The organism is Saccharopolyspora elongata (assembly GCF_004348985.1).
In the GTDB taxonomy this organism is placed as follows: Bacteria; Actinomycetota; Actinomycetes; order Mycobacteriales; family Pseudonocardiaceae; genus Saccharopolyspora; species Saccharopolyspora elongata.
Genome location: NZ_SMKW01000014.1, coordinates 100191 through 116837, shown reverse-complemented (window position 1 = coordinate 116837; position 16647 = coordinate 100191). Strand labels below are relative to the sequence as shown.

Sequence of the window (16647 nt, the reverse complement as noted above, 5' to 3'; positions counted from 1 at the left end):
TGAACCGAGGTGGCCGACGACACCATTGCCCGACCCCCGGGGCTTCAGCAGGAGTTGCCACGGGTCGATGATCTACCCAAGCGATCACCGAGGCTGCGGATGGGGGCTGCGGTGCAGGATCATGCGGATCTGCGGGCGAAGCTCAACGCCTATTCGGCGGGCGTGCTCAGCGACGTCGAATGGCTGACGGTGCGCACCCACCTGTCGGAGTGCGCGGCGTGCCGGACCGAGCTGGGGCGGCCGGAATTGTGGAATCGTGCTGCGCCGCAGTGGATTTCACCGCGGGACTCGAAGCCGGCCCGCTGGGCGCCGGCCCGGCCGGGCTGGTCGGTGGTGTTCGGCTTCGCGCTGGTGGCTGCGCTCGTCGCCTTCGGCGTCGGCTACGCCCTCGGCACGTCGGCCTGATCCCCGGGCGCCGGATCCGGCTCTCCCGCAACGCTTTCCGGCGCCGCCGAGCCGTCCAGCACCGCGGCGACGTCGCCTTCGGGCGGCGCGTCGGGCGCGTCGTCCTTGCGCCGTTTGCCGGAATCGCCGCGCAGGCGCTGGGAAATCACCTGCGTGATGCCGTCGCCGCGCATCGTCACGCCGTACAGGGCGTCGGCGATCTCCATGGTCGGCTTCTGGTGCGTGATGATGATCAGCTGCGAGGTCTCGCGGAGCTGGTCCAGCAGCGTGATCAGGCGCCGCAGGTTGGTGTCGTCCAGCGCCGCCTCGACCTCGTCCATCACGTAGAACGGCGACGGCCGGGCGCGGAAGATGGACACCAGCATGGCCACCGCGGTCAGCGACTTCTCCCCACCGGAGAGCAGCGACAGCCGCTTGACCTTCTTGCCCGGCGGCCGGGCCTCGACCTCGACGCCGGTGGTCAGCATGTCCTCGGGGTCGGTGAGCGTCAGCCGCCCGTCGCCGCCGGGGAACAGGACCTTGAAGACGGTCTCGAACTCCGCGGCCACGTCCTGGAAGGCGGAGGCGAACACCTCCAGGATCTTGTCGTCGACCTCCTTGACCACGCTGAGCAGGTCGCGGCGGCTGTCCTTGAGGTCTTCCAGCTGGGTGGAGAGGAACTTGTAGCGCTCCTCCAGCGCGGCGAACTCCTCCAGCGCCAGCGGATTCACCTTGCCCAGCAAGGAGAGGTCCTTCTCGGCGCGCTTGGCGCGGCGCTCCTGGGTGGCCCGGTCGAACGGCATCGGCGGCGGCGGGCTGACGTCCTCGCCGCGCTCCTTGGCCGCCTCGTACTCGGCGATCTCGGCGGGGCCGGGCGGGATCGGCACGGTGGGCCCGTACTCGTCGACCAGGTCGTCCAGGCCGATCCCGAAATCCTCGATGATCTTGGTTTCCAGCTGCTCGATGCGCAACCGCTGCTCCGCACGCACGACTTCGTCGCGGTGCACCGCATCGGTCAGCTTCTCCAGCTCCCCGCTGAGCTCGCGCACGCGCGCTCGCACGGCGCCGAGCGCCTGCTCGTGCTCGCTCTGCTTCGCCTGCGCGACGTCCCGCTCCTCCGTCGCGGCGCTCAGCGATCGCGCGATGCGCTCCAGCGCCGTCTCGGCCCCGGTGACCACGGCCTGGGTCACGCGCGCTGCGCGTTCCCGGGCCTTGCGAGCCGCTTCCGCGCGGGCGCGCGCTTCGCGCTCGTGGCGCGCTGCGCGGCGCAGCTGGTCGGCGCGCCCCTGCACAGCCCGGGCGCGCTCCTCGGCGGTGCGCTGTCCGAGGCGGGCGTCCATTTCCTGCTGCCGCACGGCGTTGAGCTCGGTGCCCAGCCGGTCGCGTTCGCCGGTGTCCGGCTCCGCCGCTTCGTCCTGTTCGGACTTGACGATGCTCAGCCGCTCTTCGAGTTCGGCGAGCTTGACCAGGGCTTGTTCGCGGGATTGCTCGACCTTCACGCGCTGCTGCCGGATCCGGTCGACGTCGGCGCCGGCGGCGCGGGCGGCGCGTTGCAGGCTGGAAAGCCGTTCGGTGCTGCGGGCTCGCCGCACCTTGGCGTCGTTGATCTGCTCCTGCACGGCCCGCACTTCGGCACGCCGCGCTTCTTCCTCGGCTCGCGCGCCTTCCAGCGCCGCGGAGTGCTGCTCCAGGCGGCGCCCGGCGGCGGCGAGTTCGCGTTCGGCCTCGTCGACGGCGGCCTGCACCTCGATGGTGCTCTGCCGGTCTTCGGAACCACCGATCGCCCAGTGCACGCCGAGCACGTCGCCGTTCGCCGTCACGGCGCGGACTTCGGGATGGCGCTGCACGAGTTCCCGGGCGTCGGTCAGCTCGTCGACGACCGCGACCTTGTCGAGCGCCTTGGCCACGGCCCCGCTCAGCCCGTCGGGCGCGGTGACCAGGTCGACCGCCCAGCGCGCCGAGCCGGTCAGCTGCGGCCAGTCCGATCGGTCGACGGCCACGGCGGAACCGATGAGCAGTCCGGCGCGGCCCGCCTCGTCCGCCTTGAGCAATTCCAGGGCCGTCACCGCGTCCGTGACACCACGAACGGCGACGGCGTCGGCGACCGCGCCCAGCGCCGCGGCGAGTGCGGCCTCCGCGCCCGGCTCGACGCTGAGCAGCGCCGCGACCGTGCCGAGCAGGCCCGGCACCCGGTCTCCCGACGACATCAGCGCGCCGGCGCCGTCCTTGCGCTGCAAGCCCATCGACAGCGCTTCGACTCGCGCCTTCCAGGACGCGATCTCCCGCTCCGCGGTCCGCTCGGCCTTCACGAGCTCCTCGACGCGGGCGCGCGCCGCATCGCGCGCTTCGGCTGCGCCTTCGCGGCGTTCCTGAAGCCCCGCGTCGTCGGAGTCGTAGCCGCCGCTCTCCTCCTCCGCGTCGGCCTGCGCGCGCTCCGCTTCCTCGGCCCGCCCGGTGGCTTCGTCCAGCGAATCCGACAGCCGTTCGATCTCGTCGGCCGTGTCGCTGACCTTGCTGCGCAGCGATTCGACCTGGCCGGACAGCCGGGCAGCGCCCTCGCGGCGGTCGGCGATCGCCCGCACGGCGGCGAGATGCGCCTGTTCGGCCTGCTTCAGCTCGGATTCCAGCTCCGAGCGGCGCAGCACGACCTCGTTGAGCACCTCGCGGGCCTCTTCGACCTGCTCGCGGAGCTCGATCTCCTGCTCTGCGGCCTCTTCTGCCTCGGCGTCGAGCTGATCCGGGTCGCGGCCGGGGCGGTGCTCTTCGGTCTGCGCCGTCAGATGCCGATGGCGCTCGGCGGCCAGCCGCAGCGTGCCGTGCAGCCGCTCCTCCAGCGCCGACAGCCGGTACCAGGTCTCCTGCGCGCGGGTCAGCCTCGGCGCGTCCGCGGCGACCTGCTCTTCGAGGGTCTTCTCCTCGGACTGCGCGAACTGCAGGGCGCGCTCGACCTCGGTGCGCTTGGCGCGCGCGGTTTCCTGGTCCGCTTCGTCGCGGGCCAGGTCGGCGCGCGCGGTGATCAGGTCGTCGGCGATGAGGCGCAGCCGGGAATCCCGCAGGTCGGCCTGCACGGTCTGCGCCTTGCGGGCGATCTCGGCCTGCTTGCCGAGCGGTTTGAGCTGGCGGCGCAGCTCGCTGGTCAGGTCGGTCAACCGGGTCAGGTTGGCCTGCATCGCGTCGAGCTTGCGCAGCGCCTTCTCTTTGCGCTTGCGGTGTTTGAGCACGCCCGCGGCCTCTTCGATGAGCCTGCGGTTCTCGTCCGGCTTGGCCTGCAGGATGCTGGCCAGCTGGCCCTGCCCGACGATGACGTGCATCTCGCGGCCGATGCCGGAGTCCGACAGCAGTTCCTGCACGTCCATCAGCCGGCACGTGTTGCCGTTGATCTCGTACTCGCTGGCGCCGTCGCGGAACATCCGGCGGGTGATGGAGACCTCGGTGTACTCGATCGGCAGCGCGCCGTCGGAGTTGTCGATGGTCAGCGTGACCTCGGCGCGGCCCAGCGGGGCGCGGCCCGCGGTGCCCGCGAAGATCACGTCCTCCATCTTGCCGCCGCGCAGGTCCTTGGCACCCTGCTCGCCCATCACCCAGCGCAGCGCGTCGAGCACGTTGGACTTGCCCGAGCCGTTGGGGCCGACGACGCAGGTGATGCCGGGTTCGAAGCGCAGCGTGGTGGCCGAGGCGAAGGACTTGAACCCCTTCAGCGTCAGGCTCTTCAGGTGCACGGCTGCGATCGACCTTCCCGTGTTTCGTCCGGTTCACCGGCGGTCACATCCGGTGAAGCCTACCGCTGCGGCCACTCGCGACTGCGCAGAACCGCTGGTTGCGGCGATTTTCCCCGCGCACCGGGCACTTGGAGATCAACGCCGGGTGCGCCCCGGACCCGTGCGTACTTTTGGTTGCTATCGCGACACGAAGTACGCACGGCTTCCGGCCAGGCGAAACCGCTGCTAGCGCTCGACGAAACCGGTCAGCCCGCCCTTGGGCTCGGACCACTGCTCGGCGACGTGGTCGACGTGCCCCGGGGTTTCGCCGGAGCGCAGCGCCGCCAGGAGCTTCGCGCAGGCCTCGCGGGACCCTTCGGCGACCACCTCGACCCGGCTCCCCGGCCGGTTGGTCGCGCTGCCCACCAGGCCGAGCTCCAGCGCCCGGGAACGCGTCCACCAGCGGAAACCCACGCCCTGCACCCGCCCGTGCACCCAAGCGGTCAGTCGTGCCTGTTGCGAATCGGTCACGCCCGGCATGATGCCGCACGGCCGCCGCGCGCGCGGTGTTGGCTCGCATCCACGACCGCGGTTGCTCGGGCTGCCGGTATGATCCGCCCGATTCGGCTGGGAGCCTGGGGTTTCGGGGCACCCGGCGCAGGCCGCCCGACGAGTGGGGCACGCAATGGACCCGATGTTGCCGGAAGACCCGGACGCCCGGCCAAAGCAGCTGGTGATGCTGGCCGCGTCCGGCATCGCGGTGGCCACCATCTTCGCGACGACCGCCGCGATGGTCGCCGGCGCGCAGCAGCACGACGAGGCGACGCCGGACTTCACGCTGAAGCCGACCGCCACGTCGCGGCCGGCGGACACGTACACCACGCCGCCGCTGCTGCCCCCGCCGCCGCCAAGCAGCAGCGCGACCTCGGAGACGTCCACGACCGCCAGCCGGACCACGTCGTCGACGACGCTGACGAGCACCGAAATCCCCGGCGACTTCCCGGTTCCGCCGCCGCCGGAGCCGCCCACGCCGCCGACGCGGCCGACGACGACCCCCACCAAGCCGCCGACGACGAGCAAGCCGATCCCGACGACGACGACCACCACCGAGGACCCAGTGCCGACGGACACCACCGAGTGGGAATCGTCCGGGGAAGACGCGTGACGCTGGCCGTCCACGCGTGCCGGTCGCTGTGCTCGTGGCATCGGACGCCCAAGGAGCTCAACGGGTTTCCGCTGCTGGCCTGCCGCGGCTGCGGCTCTCAGTGGATCCGCAGCGAGCCGTGGACGCCCATCGACCACACCGGCCGGATCCCCGACGACGTGCGGGCAGAACTCGCCGAGCGCTGACGCTGCGCGCCCACCCGTGCACCCATCGTCACGGAATCGTGCTAGTAAATGTCGGGTGGCGGTCAGAACACCAGCGCACGGGCGAGGGCGAACGATGGACGAGGCGGCGGCAAGCACCGGCAAACGCGGCCGGAAGCAGCAGCGCCCCGACCCGGCGGACGGCCCGGTCGCCGAATTCGCGTTCCGGCTGTGCGAGCTGAAGGAGGCCGCGGGCGATCCGTCCTACGACCGGATGCGCGCCGAGTTCGGCGCGGCGGCGTCGAAGTCGGCGCTGTCGGCGGCGGCCCGCGGCCGGGATCTGCCGTCGTGGGAGACGGCATGGGAATTCGTCCGCAGCCTCGCCGTGAACGCGCTCGGCCAGGACGCCGAGGCCGTCCGTCGCGAGTGGACGCGGCGCTGGGAGGAAGCCCAGGTGAGCGGCGAACCGGAGCCGGTTCCCGATCCTGCTCCTGCTCCTGCTCCTGCTCCGAAGCGGCGCTGGCCGCTGGTCGTGCTCGCGGCCCTGGTCGTGCTGGCGGCGGGTTCGGGCGTGTTCTTCTGGCTGTCGCCGCCGCAGCGCCCGATCCCCGGCGACGCCTCGTTCATGCTGGGCGAGGACCCGCCGGACGGGATCGAGGTCAAAGCCGGCGGGCGCTTCGTCAAGACCTGGGAGCTGCGCAACATCGGCCAGGTCCGCTGGACCGGCCGCTACCTCGAGCAGGCCGGTCGCGAGGGTGGATCGCAGTGCACCGCGCCGCACCGGGTGTCGATCACCGTGGTCGAGCCGGGGCAGGCGGTGCGGCTGAGCGTGCCGGTGGAGGCGGGCAGCGCGCCCGGGCGGTGCAAGATCGCGTGGAAGATGGTCGACGAGAACGGGGTGCTGTTCTACCCGGCGAGCGCCCTGCGCCCGATCTACTTCGACGTGGCGGTGGTGCCGTGAGCCCGCCGCCCGGGCTCACGGCACGCCCGATCACTTCTTGATCTCGATGCAGGCGTGTTCCGCCCGGACCTTGCCGTTCTCGACCAGCGCGCTGCACACCTTGGTGCCGTTCTCGAACTTGCCGCCGCCGGGCTTGAAATCGACCCAGACCCGGCCGAGGCCGCACTTGGCGTGCCCGGTGTCGGAGTACTTCCGGCCGTCCGCGTAGGTGCCCCAGACCTTGAAGTCGGCGTTGCAGGTGTAGTTCTTGATGTCGATCGAGGCCTGGATGTTCTTGACCGTCGTGCTCTCGCCGTCGACGGTGGTGCACAGGAGAGCCGGATCGGTGCGCAGATTGGTGCCCGTGCATCCCTGCGCACTCGCAGAAGCAACCGGCGCGACGACGAGCATCCCGCCCAACAGCACAGCGCCCGAAGCACCGATTGCGAAAACGCGAGCCAGCTTGCTGGTCATGATTGTTCACTCCTCGCTGAGAGACCGTTCACCCGGGAGTTTCGCGATTCGGCTTCTCCGCCGAACGAAATCGCTTCTCCTCGGGTTTCCGAAAATGCCGTCCGGAACCGGACTGGAACCAACATAGCCAGCATTCCGACAGGTTTTCCAGCCGACAATGAGCGAATGAATTAACCGATTGACCAGCGGCCAATGATCAATGTTTTAGCAGGTCAGCGAGTTGTCCAGCAGATCGTCAGGACATTTCCGACGGGCCGTCCAGCCCACTCCGCAGACCCCAAGACGACACCTTACCCCATTTTTGAAACTTATTCAGATGCAATTCGGGGAAATCATTCTGGGTCGCCGACGACGACCAGATCGGCCCGGCCCCGACTGGCCGAGATGATCGCGGCGTTGCGCTCATCGCTGCGGTGCACCCATTCCTCGGCCTCCTCGGGAGTCCGCCCGTAACCTATGTGCCGATCGATGAGCCGCCGTACCCGGACATCGTCATCGGGCGCGAGGAACCACGCCTCGTCGAGCAGTTCCCGGACCGCCGACCACGGCGGCGAATCCAGCAGCAGGTAATTGCCCTCGGTGATCACCAGCGGCACATCGGGATCGACGGCGATGGCCCCGGCGTAGGACTCCTCGATCTCGCGGTGGAACTCGGGGGCGTAAACGGTGCCGGGCCCGCATTCCCGGATCCGCCGGAGCAGCGCGACGTACCCGGCGGCGTCGAAGGTGTCGGGAGCGCCTTTCCGATCGGCCCGCCCGAGCCGCCGCAGCTGGCAGTTGGCCAGGTGGAAGCCGTCCATCGGCACCAGAACGGCGGAACCGCCGAGCTCCCGGACGACCCGCCGGGCGACGAACCCCTTCCCGGCCGCGGGAGCCCCGGCGATCCCCAAGATCCGCCGCTGCCCGCTACCGGCCAGCGCCCGAGCCCGCTCGACCAACTCCGAATACCCGACCACACCGCACCTCCGCACAGCCGTCGCCCAGGCTACGCGGGCCCGAACCTGCGGCCGCGGCAAATTCCCGAGCGATCTCCTACTCGACGGCATCGAGATCGAACTGCCGGTGCTTGGTGCTACGCGGCGGGGCGCAGCAGGTGGCGGCCGATGAAGAAGTTGACCGCGGACAGCACGCATGGCACCAGAAGGAGCAGCAGGTAGCCGATGATCGCTGGCGTGTACTGCACCTCCGGGAGGACCGACGAGCGTCCGGACGAGCGAATGACCATAGCCAGCAGGCCGCAGCTGCCCAGCGACGTCGCGATGGTCCCGCCCCAGAAGACCGCCAGCAACCGGCATGCCTTACCCGCAGCCGTCTTGTTGAGCTGGCCGTTCTTGACGTAGGACCGCCCGGAAAAGACCGTGATGCTGGAGAAGAAGTGGAAGAACGCCGAGATACCGCCGAACATGACGGCGATGCCGGAAATCGGGTGGTGCGCGGTCGGCAGGCCGAACCCCAGCACGAGGATAGCGATCCCCTCCACCAAGCTGAGCACCAGCGAACCCGCACCGAACCGGACCGCGCCTGATCTGATCCTGCGCGCGACGTCGTCCGGCACGGGGACGTGCTCCCAGTACGGCCGGTGGACGGTCACTGGTTGGCCTTCCAGTCCGATCCGTCGCCGTCGCTGACACTCCCGTCGGACAGGTCCTGGTCCGAGCGCGACCACTTGTCGCCGAGGTCGGTGATCTTCTGCTTGATCGCGGTCTGCTCGGTCTCGATGGTGGTAGTGAAGCTGTTCATCGAGATGATCGCGGTCGTCACCAACCCGATGGACACGCCCGCCGCGGTCGCGATCGCGCCGATCGCCGCCGGGATGCCCACGACGGTGCAGGCCGCCGCGATCGCGCCCACGGCACCGACGACGAACACACCCAGGGCGACGCCGATCGCGAGCCAGAACGCATCCAGCGCGCTCGCCAGGCTGTTCAGCGAAGTGCGGATCTGCATCGCCATCAGCTTGACCGACGAAAGCCCGTCGCCCTGCGCCGGAACCAGCGCCTTGTACGCCTCGGCCGCCTTGCCGGTCCACTCGACGTTGGCCTTCAGCTTCTGCAGGTTGATGTCGCCGGCGATCTCCCCAGCCTTGTCGCCGACCTCGGTGGCCCACTTGTCGCTGGTTTCCCGCAGCTTGTCCGAGTCACCGGGCTGCTCGAAGAGCTGGGTGATCCGGTCCCAGAACTCCTGGACCTTCTGGGCCAGCGCCTGCATGCCCTGCTTGATGGGCTCGATGAGGTACGAGAGGAAGTCCGGCACCCAGCTCATCAGGTCGTTGACCTTGTTGAAGAAGTCCTGGATCTTCTCGTTGAGGTCGTTGGACTTGTCGCTCGCCTGCGCGACGAGGGTGTTCGTCATTGCCATCCCCGGATTCAGTACGCGTTCTGGATTCCGTGCTTGCCCTGCTCGTCGTCGCGCTCGTACTGCGCGGCCGCTTCGGTCAGGTCCGAGCTGATCTCGCGGAAGTAGTCGGCAGCCTGCTTCAGCATGTCCTCCAGCGCGCTTCGCGCCTCGTCATAGGTCTTGTCGACCCCCCGGTCGACCGCCCACATCGAAAAGGAACCCGGGTCGATCTGCAACGTCCCGATCGTGCTCAGCGGGCCGTCGAGGTCCCCGGCGGCCGTGTCCCAGGTCTTGGCGTCGGAGCGCATCGCCTCCAACGCCACGCCGATTCCAGCACTGGTCATCGTTTCTCACCTCCATGCGTGCGACGACATCTACCGGTCAGGAACCGAGCCCGAGTCGCCGGAGAAGCAGCTGCGGATTGGACGCCAAACCGTTCAACTCGTCGATCGCGCGACTGCGCGGCCCGCCCGCCAGATCCGTCGGCGTCGACTTGCTCTGCAGCGTTGCGAGCAACGATGCGAGCTCGGTCTCGATCTCCGAGTTCCGCGCCGCGGAAGCCCAGTTCGGGTCGAGCGATAGTTGCAGGATCTGACCTCGCTGGGCCGTGCCGCTGACGTTGCGGCCGGGGCTTTCCGCGGTGACGGTCTGGTCGGCGATGGCGGCGAGCTGATGCGTGAAAGCGTTCAGATCCGCGGTGACCTCGTCGAGCAGCCTGGTGATGTCCTGCGAGCTCAGCGGCGAATCGTCGTAACCGGGTGCGGCTTGGAGTTGATCGGTCCCTTCGAGGTCCGCCGACTCCAGCTTCGTGCCCAGCGCCAGCATCGTTGCCGCGTTCGCGGCAACGACGACGCCGACGTGCAGTTGCCGGGGGTCGACGACCTGTCGCCAGTTGTCCGCCAGCGCCACCGACACGACCTCGGCGTCGAATGTCGAGCTGACGGAGACGACGCCGGACGGGTCCTGTCCCACCACGGTGTCGACGGCCGTCGATGCCCGGGTCGGTTCGTCGGCCTGAGCAAGCCAATCGGTGTCGTCGTATTCCCAGTCGTCGGGTTGATGCCGACCAAAACTCATCCCGCAGTACCTCCCGTTCTTGGGGTACGACGGTTCCAAGCCGCCGATGGTTCCCACTCGTGCCCGATCGGCAAGCCGGCGTTCTCGTTCTCAGTCGTCCCAGACCTCGGCCAGGAGTTCTCGGGCGTACTCCGCGATCCTCGCGTTGTCCGCCGGGGCTATCGTGCTCCAGCGGCGGCCGTCTCCGCTGGGGCGGACCACGTGGCTGTAGCGGCCCTTGTCCGTGTCGTGGAACGCCACCACCCTGTTCGCCCGCTCCGGCCTGCCGCCTCGGTTCGGGCAGACCTCCACGCCGAACTGGCCCCGGATTCCCATTCCGTCCGCCATGTTCGCCACGTCCGCCGCGTCGTCCGGGCCGATTCCCAGGGCCCGGAGTTCGTCGGTGAGCAGCAGCGGGTTGTTCGGGCCCGCGTAGTCGCTGGCTTCGCGGAGGACCTCGTTGGGCAGGCTCACCGCCCGGCCCGGTCCCGGCGGCATGTCGCCGGCCACCGACACCGCCGCCTCCACCAGCGAGCTCGCCCGGATCGGGGTCAGCTCGACGATGTCGCCGTCCACAATGGTCAGCAGGCCGGTGCCGCCGTTCGCCGACGCCAGGGCGCGGATCGACCGGTCCGCCCAGATCCGCACGTCGATGCTGCGCTGCGGCCGGTCCAGCAGGCCCAGCAGGTCCGCGAAGTCGACGTCGACCCGGTCGCGGTGGGGCTCCGCCAGGCGGCGCTCGCGGAGCCCGGCCCACACGTCCGCGACGAGCTGCGCGCGCTCCGAGTAGGTCGCTCCCGGGCTCGGCACGTTGAGGATGATGTGCCGACGCTCGGTGAGCTTCTCCGCCTCGCAGACCACATCGAATTCCAATGCGGACAGCACGATCGGATCGGCTTCTGCTCCAGGGCGCAACGTCAGTCCCGCTTCTTCGGCTCGTCGTCGGGGGATTCGTCGTCGGCTTCGTCGTCGGGCTCGAAGTGCCCGAGCACCGGCGGCGCGACCAGCCGCTCGTCGTCGAACGGGGTTTCGTCGGCGACGTACTTGTTCTCGTGCTCCGCGTCTTCGCTGCGCTTCTCGCCGCGGGTCGCCGCCGGTCCCATCATCGAACCGGCCATCGGGCGGCTGCCCGGTGTGTTGCCCGCGGACCGCCCGGCCACCGTGTCGCCGGGACCGCCGCCGATGCCGGACGAACCGCCTCGGCTCAGCCCGGAAGCCGAGCCACCGCCGGCCGATGCCGCGGCCGGGCCCCGGCCGCCGAGCATCCTGCTCGCGGCGTAGGCACCGATACCCGCGACCGCCGCACCACCTGCGGCGATGCCGAGCACCGTGCCGGGGTTGATACCGCTGCTCGTCGCGGCGGCCTCCGGCGTCTGGTCCGCCTCGCCGCCGGTCTCGCGCTCGTCCGGGTGCCGGCCCGTGCCGCTGCGGTCACCGGGATCCTGCGCATCCACGCCATCGCCGCGCTTGATTCCGCCGCCGATGTTGCCGCTGCCGACGTTCCCGCCGCCCACGACGACACCGGGCGTGCCCCCGTCGACCGCCGAGCCGCCGCCGTAATAGCCGCCGCCGACCGAACCCACGCCGACGCCCGGCATGCTCGTCCCGGACGCCGACTGCGCGGACACCATGGCGGGCGGCATCTCGGGCAGCGGCTGGTACGAATCGGCCTGGCTGACCGAGGTGTTGCGGTACGAGCTGAGCGCGGCCTGCGCGGCCTGCTTCTGGCCCTCGATGTTCTTGGCTTCTTTGTCGTAGTCGCTCTCGTAGCCGAAGGCACCGCCGGCCCATTCGACCGCGTTCTCCGACTGCTTGTGCTTGAGCTCGTCATTGTTCGGCAGCCCGTTGCGGGCGGACTCGTAGCCCCGGCCCTGCGCGTCGACGCTGTCCGCGGACGCCTTCAGGGGATCCGGGGCATCGGCCATGAAGACGGACTGCTGCTGGGTCGCCGCCGCCGCGAGGCTCCCGGCGTTGCCCTCCCACGCGATCTGCAGCTTGCCGAGCTCGCGCCGCAGCGTCTCGTCGAGATCGACGACCACCTGCACGCACTCGTCCAGCGCGCGCACCGCGCCCTGCATCGACTCCGCGCCGCGCCCCTGCTTGATCTGGGTGATCCATTCCTGGAGCTGGGGGATGTCCATCCCCTCGAACCGGATGTCCCGGATCGGATCGATGCTGGTCACGACTCCCCCTAGCTACCCTGCAAGGTCGTCACGGCCGCCTCGGCGGCCTGCTTCGCCCGCTCGCACATCTGGTTGTTGTCCATGCCGTCCGAAGCAAGGAGGTTCAGGTCGACGTACAACGTTTGCCCTTGGGCAGCGTCGACGAAGACCGAACAACCGAGGCGCTCTGCGCCAGCGATCTGGCTTTGGACTGCACCGAATCCCTTGACCTCGAGAACCTTCCGGGATCCCTCAGCGCTGTTGACCTTCTGCACGAAGGCGTCAAGACCTTCGGGCACTACCCGAAGCGCGACTCCGGCGCTGACCCCGGTCCCGTCAGGGTTGAAAATGCAACCGTTGTAGTTGTTGCCGTTCTTGACCGCTGGTCTTGGCCTGGCAACTTGCAGCTGTGCTTGCTGCTCAGGCAGCAACCAAGAACAGATCTCTGCGTCCTGAGCCCCACCAACCGGAAGGTCACGGGGGCGAGGTGGAAGCTCCAGCGAAGCCCCGGATCCACTTGTGGGCGTGGAAGTTGGTTCAGACGTGGGTTCTGCGTCCGGGCCGTTCACCGTGCAACCAGCCAGCAGAGCAGTTGCCGCAGTCAGAGCGATCAAACCGCCCAACCGATGTACCCGCACCGAATTCCTCACATCTGCCTCTGCTGCATGTTGAACGATGCAGCGATGTCGTCATCGGTATAGCCGTACTGCTTGGCTGCCTCTTCGAGCTGCCGCCCCAAGCCGACGACGTTATCCACGTACTGCTGGAGGCGGGCAAAATGGGAGTCCGGATTGCCCACCAGGTTCGCGGTCCACACCGACGCCGACGTATTGCTGATGTCATCGCTCGCAGGCGCGTAAACGATCAAACTGGGCTGGAGTTCCTGAAGCTTCTGCTTTGCCTCATCGGCCGCCATGAGGATGACCTTGCGCACCTCGAGGACGTTGTCCTTGTTGACGGTGATGGTTTGACCGGCGCCCCCCGGAACCGGCGGCGGTGGTGGTGCTGGCGTCGTCATCGCGGGAAACCCCCAGGTCGCGGCGTCTGATCACCCGGTCGAAGGCCGACCCTAGCAGCGCGACTTCCCGCCCCGCACCAACTCTCGGAAACTTCACACCAACCCAACGGGCCCATGCGCGGATCCGCATGAGGCCACCACGAAGTCGGCCCACGGGCAGCGGAGAACACCAGCACGCCGCCGCCCGGATCCTTCGAGCCCGGAACCCCGACGCCGGCAACCTCGACTCACGAGCACTTACCGCCGAACGGTGCAACCCGGACCGTGATCTTCTCGACACGGTGAGTGATGATCAAATGGGCATCGGAACACGCCCGCTTGGGTACTGTTCCGCCCCGTTGATTCCATGATCCGCGCTGGGGAGGCGTGGCTCCATGACGCTTGCACAATGCCGTCCTGGCAGGGGTTTTCCCGGCCGGGGCGTACTTCGGCTGACCGGTTCGATCTTCGACGAGCCGGCGCCGGAACCTGCCGCCGAGCTGCTCGACGCCTTGCGCCGGTTCCGCGCCGACCAGGCGACCATCGCCCAGCTCGCCGCCGCCTTGCGCGGCACGGCGCTCTACGTCGCGGTGTCCGATGAGGACGGTCGTTTCGCGCTGCCCACCGGGCGCGACGGCGAACTGTCCTGGCTCGGGGTGTTCACCTCGCCGGGCCGGATGGCCGAGTTCTACCGCGCCGCCGGGCGCGGCGCCGACAACGTGCGCTACGGCGAGCTGACCGGCGCCGAGCTCATCGACCAGTGCCTGCCGGCTCTGCCCAGGAGCACCGGCCTGGTCCTCGATCCGGGCAGCGAGCACGGCACCGCGCTCGCGCCGATCCGCGGGCTCGTGCCCGACGAAATCGCACTGACCGAAGGCGGAAAGTAATGGCACAAGGCGGATTCACCGTCGACGTGGGTGCCCTGGAAAGCGCCGAGCCCGGCATCCGGGACGCCGTGACCGAGCTCGGCGAAATGGCCGGCTGGGGCGGCGCCGCCGCCGGCGAACAGGGCATGGGCTTGAAGCAGAAGATGTTCGATTCGATCGCGCACGTGGGGCCCGGCACCCTGGGCGCTGCGCTGATGGGCTTCGGCGATGCCTGGGAGTTCGGCATCCGGTACCTGGTCGAGGACGGCAACGCCGCCGTGGCGGCGCTCGGCGAAGCGCGCGCGGCCTACCAGCGGATGGATGCCGAGGCGGAGCAGAAGCTCATCGAGGCGTTGCGAGAGGGCTGATGGTCGGCAACAGCAGTACCTTCGAGCAGGACGTCGCCGAGGCCGGGCACGAACTGCACAAGCTCGGGCAGCTGACCGGAATCGGTCCGCAGGACGTCATCCCGGGCGATCCGGTCACCGTCGGCGAGATCGGCGAGCACCTGACCAAGCTCGGCGGCGCCTTCGACCGCGCCGGTCAGGGCATCAAGTCGATCGATTCCGGTGGTTGGACCGGCCAGGCCGGCGATGCCTTCCGGGAGAACTACCTCGACAGGGCTCCGGCGGAGTGGTTGGCGGCGGCCGACGCGTTCAGCGATGCGGGCAAGGCCGTCCTCGACTACCAGAAGGTCCTCGCCGAGGAGAAGGAGAAGGCCGCGCGCGCAAAGGAAGAACTCGACCGCGCGAACGAGGCCTCCCTAGCCGCCGCGAAGCAGCACAACGCGGCGGTCAAGGCATACGAATCAGGGAGTTCGGGAGTCGCGCCGAGCGCGTTCGTCGATCCCAATGCCGAGGTTCGGGCCCGCGCCGAGGGCCAGATCGCCGCAGCCAAGGCTGCCGTGCAGGCGGCGGACGAGCGAGCCACGAAGATCGTCCTGGAAGCGGTCCAGGCCGCGCCGGCGAAGCCGAGCGAACTCGCGCAGCTCGGCGCGAACATCGCCGACGTCGGCCAGCTGTTCGGCGGCACCATCTACGACTTCGGTGCGGGCGCCGTCGAGGGCGTCGTGGGCGTGGGCACGGGCCTGTGGGGGCTCGGGGAAGCCTTCCTCTACAGCCAGCCCGGCATGTGGGGAATCGACCCCGAGGGCAAGGCGGCGTTCGACAGGGCCGCCTCGACCACGGTCATGTCCATCGCCGAAAACCCCTACCAGGCGGTCAAAACCGTCGTCGATGTGGACGGCTGGAAGCAGAACCCGGCGAAGGCACTCGGCTCGATGGCCCCGGACGCGGTCGCCTCGGCCTTCGGCGGGGCCGGCGTGGCCACCAGGGCCACCAAGATCGCCGGCAAAATCGGAGACGGCCTCGGTGACCTGGGCAAAGCCACCGACGCGGGAAGAACGGCGGATCGTCTCGGCGACGCCGCCCGCCACGCCCCGGAAGCGCCCACGACCCCGTGGGGCGACTACGACTCGCTGCCCACGGACCGCCCCATCCACGACGCGCCGCCGAACCCGTACGACAACTACGTCCCGGACGACGGCAAACCATTCGGCCCGCAGGGCAGCCAACCCGAACCCCCGCCGGAACCGTCGTACAGCCCCGGCACGGACACGCCGGGCCGGCCGAGGCCGGACTGGGACGACGACGTGCCCGACAGCTGGATGGACGACGGCCACCGGCCCGATCCGCACGACGCCCCGGATCCCCATCCGCACGAGCCGGAGGCGCCACAACGCCCAGAACCGCCATCCGAGCCGCTACCTCGCACTGAGGCCGATCTTCTGCAAGAACTGCGGTCCATCGAAGGCGTCAAGGAAAAACTCTCCCAAGCCCTGGATCAGGGTCCACCGCCTGCGAGGGCGGCTGAGATCCGCAGCGAGCTATCGCGGCTCGTCGAACGTGAAAACCTGCTTCGCAGCAGGCTCTGACCAACAGAACGCCCAAGAGGAGAAAACATGCAACCGACACCGCAGGGGGGAGCTCCGGTGTCCCGGTTGGTCCGGGTGTGGGCCAAGCATCCCGAAACCGGTGAGCCAGGTGCGCTGGACGCGCGGGTCACCTGGCAGGTGATCGGCGACGACGTGCAGGTGTGGGTGACCGTGGGCGCCAACACCTACACGGAGACGAGCGCGAACCTGTTCTACGCGCTGTTCATGGTGCGGCTCAACCACCTGGAACCGAACTGGATCATGCTGCTCACCCAGGGATGCCGCTACGACGTCTGGTCCCCGAACGCCCTCGATCCCCGGTACTTCCCCGGAGATCGGGGCGTGATCGAACTTCCGGGGCGGGGCGTCGTCGAGACCGTGGACCTGCTCGCGCCGTCGATGCACGACTCCAACAAGGTCGTCCGCTCCGACGAGCAGATGAAGTACCACAGCCAGACCGTCGGCACCTAGCTCCATCGACCGAGTGGGGGT

20 protein-coding genes are annotated in these 16647 nt (G+C 69.3%); 8 read left to right on the top strand and 12 right to left on the bottom strand.

The annotated features are described in order from the left end of the window. The first annotated feature begins 9 nt into the window (after window positions 1-9). The gene (locus tag E1288_RS13480) at window positions 10-405 is read left to right on the top strand and encodes a zf-HC2 domain-containing protein (RefSeq protein ID WP_132484842.1); all 396 of its coding nucleotides are present in this window, start codon (window positions 10-12) and stop codon (window positions 403-405) included. On the opposite strand, the gene smc is transcribed toward E1288_RS13480, so the two are convergent. Both smc and E1288_RS13470 read right to left on the bottom strand, forming a co-directional pair. Next, on the bottom strand, window positions 381-4103 hold the full coding sequence (gene smc, locus E1288_RS13475; protein ID WP_235883529.1) for a chromosome segregation protein SMC: 3723 nt from the start codon (window positions 4101-4103) through the stop codon (window positions 381-383). The genes E1288_RS13480 and smc overlap by 25 nt on opposite strands. 225 nt (window positions 4104-4328) lie before the next feature. Then, a complete protein-coding gene (locus tag E1288_RS13470; protein WP_132484840.1) occupies window positions 4329-4622 on the bottom strand; it encodes an acylphosphatase in 294 nt (97 codons plus the stop codon). 145 nt (window positions 4623-4767) lie between these two features. Here E1288_RS13470 and E1288_RS13465 point away from each other — a divergent pair, with 145 nt between their 5' ends. From E1288_RS13465 to E1288_RS13455, 3 genes are all read left to right on the top strand, one after another. Then, complete coding sequence (locus tag E1288_RS13465) at window positions 4768-5247, top strand: hypothetical protein (protein WP_132484838.1); 480 nt, start codon at window positions 4768-4770, stop codon at window positions 5245-5247. Next, a complete protein-coding gene (locus E1288_RS13460) occupies window positions 5244-5432 on the top strand; it encodes a hypothetical protein (RefSeq protein WP_132484836.1) in 189 nt (62 codons plus the stop codon). The genes E1288_RS13465 and E1288_RS13460 overlap by 4 nt, the downstream gene beginning before the upstream one ends. Before the next feature lie 94 nt (window positions 5433-5526). Next, a complete protein-coding gene (locus E1288_RS13455) occupies window positions 5527-6351 on the top strand; it encodes an NBR1-Ig-like domain-containing protein (RefSeq protein WP_132484834.1) in 825 nt (274 codons plus the stop codon). Between the two features lie 30 nt (window positions 6352-6381). On the opposite strand, the gene E1288_RS13450 is transcribed toward E1288_RS13455, so the two are convergent. The 10 genes from E1288_RS13450 to E1288_RS13405 form a co-directional block, all read right to left on the bottom strand. Then, entirely contained in the window at window positions 6382-6804 is a 423-nt protein-coding gene (locus E1288_RS13450) for a hypothetical protein (RefSeq protein WP_132484832.1), read from the bottom strand. Window positions 6805-7136: 332 nt separating this feature from the next. Further along, window positions 7137-7760 (bottom strand): nucleoside/nucleotide kinase family protein, encoded by a 624-nt coding sequence (locus tag E1288_RS13445; RefSeq protein ID WP_132484830.1) that lies wholly within the window; start codon window positions 7758-7760, stop codon window positions 7137-7139. A 116-nt stretch (window positions 7761-7876) separates the two neighbouring features. Next, window positions 7877-8395 (bottom strand): hypothetical protein, encoded by a 519-nt coding sequence (locus E1288_RS13440; RefSeq protein ID WP_132484828.1) that lies wholly within the window; start codon window positions 8393-8395, stop codon window positions 7877-7879. Then, window positions 8392-9156 (bottom strand): hypothetical protein, encoded by a 765-nt coding sequence (locus tag E1288_RS13435; protein WP_132484826.1) that lies wholly within the window; start codon window positions 9154-9156, stop codon window positions 8392-8394. Before E1288_RS13435 ends, E1288_RS13440 begins: the two co-directional genes overlap by 4 nt. 14 nt (window positions 9157-9170) lie before the next feature. Next, a complete protein-coding gene (locus E1288_RS13430; RefSeq protein WP_132484824.1) occupies window positions 9171-9485 on the bottom strand; it encodes a type VII secretion target in 315 nt (104 codons plus the stop codon). 37 nt (window positions 9486-9522) lie between these two features. Beyond that, entirely contained in the window at window positions 9523-10218 is a 696-nt protein-coding gene (locus E1288_RS13425; protein WP_132484822.1) for a hypothetical protein, read from the bottom strand. Window positions 10219-10308: 90 nt separating this feature from the next. Next, the gene (locus tag E1288_RS13420) at window positions 10309-11112 is read right to left on the bottom strand and encodes an ESX secretion-associated protein EspG (protein WP_132484820.1); all 804 of its coding nucleotides are present in this window, start codon (window positions 11110-11112) and stop codon (window positions 10309-10311) included. 2 nt (window positions 11113-11114) lie between these two features. Beyond that, window positions 11115-12380, bottom strand: coding sequence for a PPE domain-containing protein (locus E1288_RS13415; protein ID WP_132484818.1), 1266 nt, complete (start codon window positions 12378-12380; stop codon window positions 11115-11117). An 8-nt stretch (window positions 12381-12388) separates the two neighbouring features. Then, entirely contained in the window at window positions 12389-12997 is a 609-nt protein-coding gene (locus E1288_RS13410) for a DUF3558 domain-containing protein (RefSeq protein ID WP_268951830.1), read from the bottom strand. An 8-nt stretch (window positions 12998-13005) separates the two neighbouring features. Continuing rightward, window positions 13006-13377, bottom strand: a complete 372-nt coding sequence (locus E1288_RS13405; protein ID WP_165968093.1) for a hypothetical protein — start codon at window positions 13375-13377, stop codon at window positions 13006-13008. A 374-nt stretch (window positions 13378-13751) separates the two neighbouring features. Here E1288_RS13405 and E1288_RS13400 point away from each other — a divergent pair, with 374 nt between their 5' ends. The 4 genes from E1288_RS13400 to E1288_RS13385 are packed head-to-tail and all read left to right on the top strand — an operon-like array spanning window position 13752 to window position 16626. Beyond that, window positions 13752-14243 (top strand): SseB family protein, encoded by a 492-nt coding sequence (locus E1288_RS13400; protein WP_132484814.1) that lies wholly within the window; start codon window positions 13752-13754, stop codon window positions 14241-14243. Further along, window positions 14243-14590, top strand: a complete 348-nt coding sequence (locus E1288_RS13395) for a hypothetical protein (RefSeq protein ID WP_132484812.1) — start codon at window positions 14243-14245, stop codon at window positions 14588-14590. The genes E1288_RS13400 and E1288_RS13395 overlap by 1 nt, the downstream gene beginning before the upstream one ends. Next, on the top strand, window positions 14590-16155 hold the full coding sequence (locus E1288_RS13390; protein ID WP_132484810.1) for a putative T7SS-secreted protein: 1566 nt from the start codon (window positions 14590-14592) through the stop codon (window positions 16153-16155). The genes E1288_RS13395 and E1288_RS13390 overlap by 1 nt, the downstream gene beginning before the upstream one ends. 27 nt (window positions 16156-16182) lie before the next feature. Beyond that, a complete protein-coding gene (locus E1288_RS13385; protein ID WP_207954331.1) occupies window positions 16183-16626 on the top strand; it encodes a hypothetical protein in 444 nt (147 codons plus the stop codon). The last annotated feature ends 21 nt before the right edge of the window (window positions 16627-16647 follow it).

What these genes read in the sequence shown, in the direction of transcription:
- E1288_RS13470 (WP_132484840.1), bottom strand. Translation starts at nt 4,622, where the DNA reads ATGCCGGGCGTGACCGATTCGCAACAGGCACGACTGACCGCTTGGGTG.
- E1288_RS13465 (WP_132484838.1), top strand. Translation starts at nt 4,768, where the DNA reads ATGGACCCGATGTTGCCGGAAGACCCGGACGCCCGGCCAAAGCAGCTG.
- E1288_RS13455 (WP_132484834.1), top strand. Translation starts at nt 5,527, where the DNA reads ATGGACGAGGCGGCGGCAAGCACCGGCAAACGCGGCCGGAAGCAGCAG.
- E1288_RS13450 (WP_132484832.1), bottom strand. Translation starts at nt 6,804, where the DNA reads ATGACCAGCAAGCTGGCTCGCGTTTTCGCAATCGGTGCTTCGGGCGCT.
- E1288_RS13435 (WP_132484826.1), bottom strand. Translation starts at nt 9,156, where the DNA reads ATGACGAACACCCTCGTCGCGCAGGCGAGCGACAAGTCCAACGACCTC.
- E1288_RS13430 (WP_132484824.1), bottom strand. Translation starts at nt 9,485, where the DNA reads ATGACCAGTGCTGGAATCGGCGTGGCGTTGGAGGCGATGCGCTCCGAC.
- E1288_RS13425 (WP_132484822.1), bottom strand. Translation starts at nt 10,218, where the DNA reads ATGAGTTTTGGTCGGCATCAACCCGACGACTGGGAATACGACGACACC.
- E1288_RS13405 (WP_165968093.1), bottom strand. Translation starts at nt 13,377, where the DNA reads ATGACGACGCCAGCACCACCACCGCCGCCGGTTCCGGGGGGCGCCGGT.
- E1288_RS13400 (WP_132484814.1), top strand. Translation starts at nt 13,752, where the DNA reads ATGACGCTTGCACAATGCCGTCCTGGCAGGGGTTTTCCCGGCCGGGGC.
- E1288_RS13395 (WP_132484812.1), top strand. Translation starts at nt 14,243, where the DNA reads ATGGCACAAGGCGGATTCACCGTCGACGTGGGTGCCCTGGAAAGCGCC.
- E1288_RS13390 (WP_132484810.1), top strand. Translation starts at nt 14,590, where the DNA reads ATGGTCGGCAACAGCAGTACCTTCGAGCAGGACGTCGCCGAGGCCGGG.
- E1288_RS13385 (WP_207954331.1), top strand. Translation starts at nt 16,183, where the DNA reads ATGCAACCGACACCGCAGGGGGGAGCTCCGGTGTCCCGGTTGGTCCGG.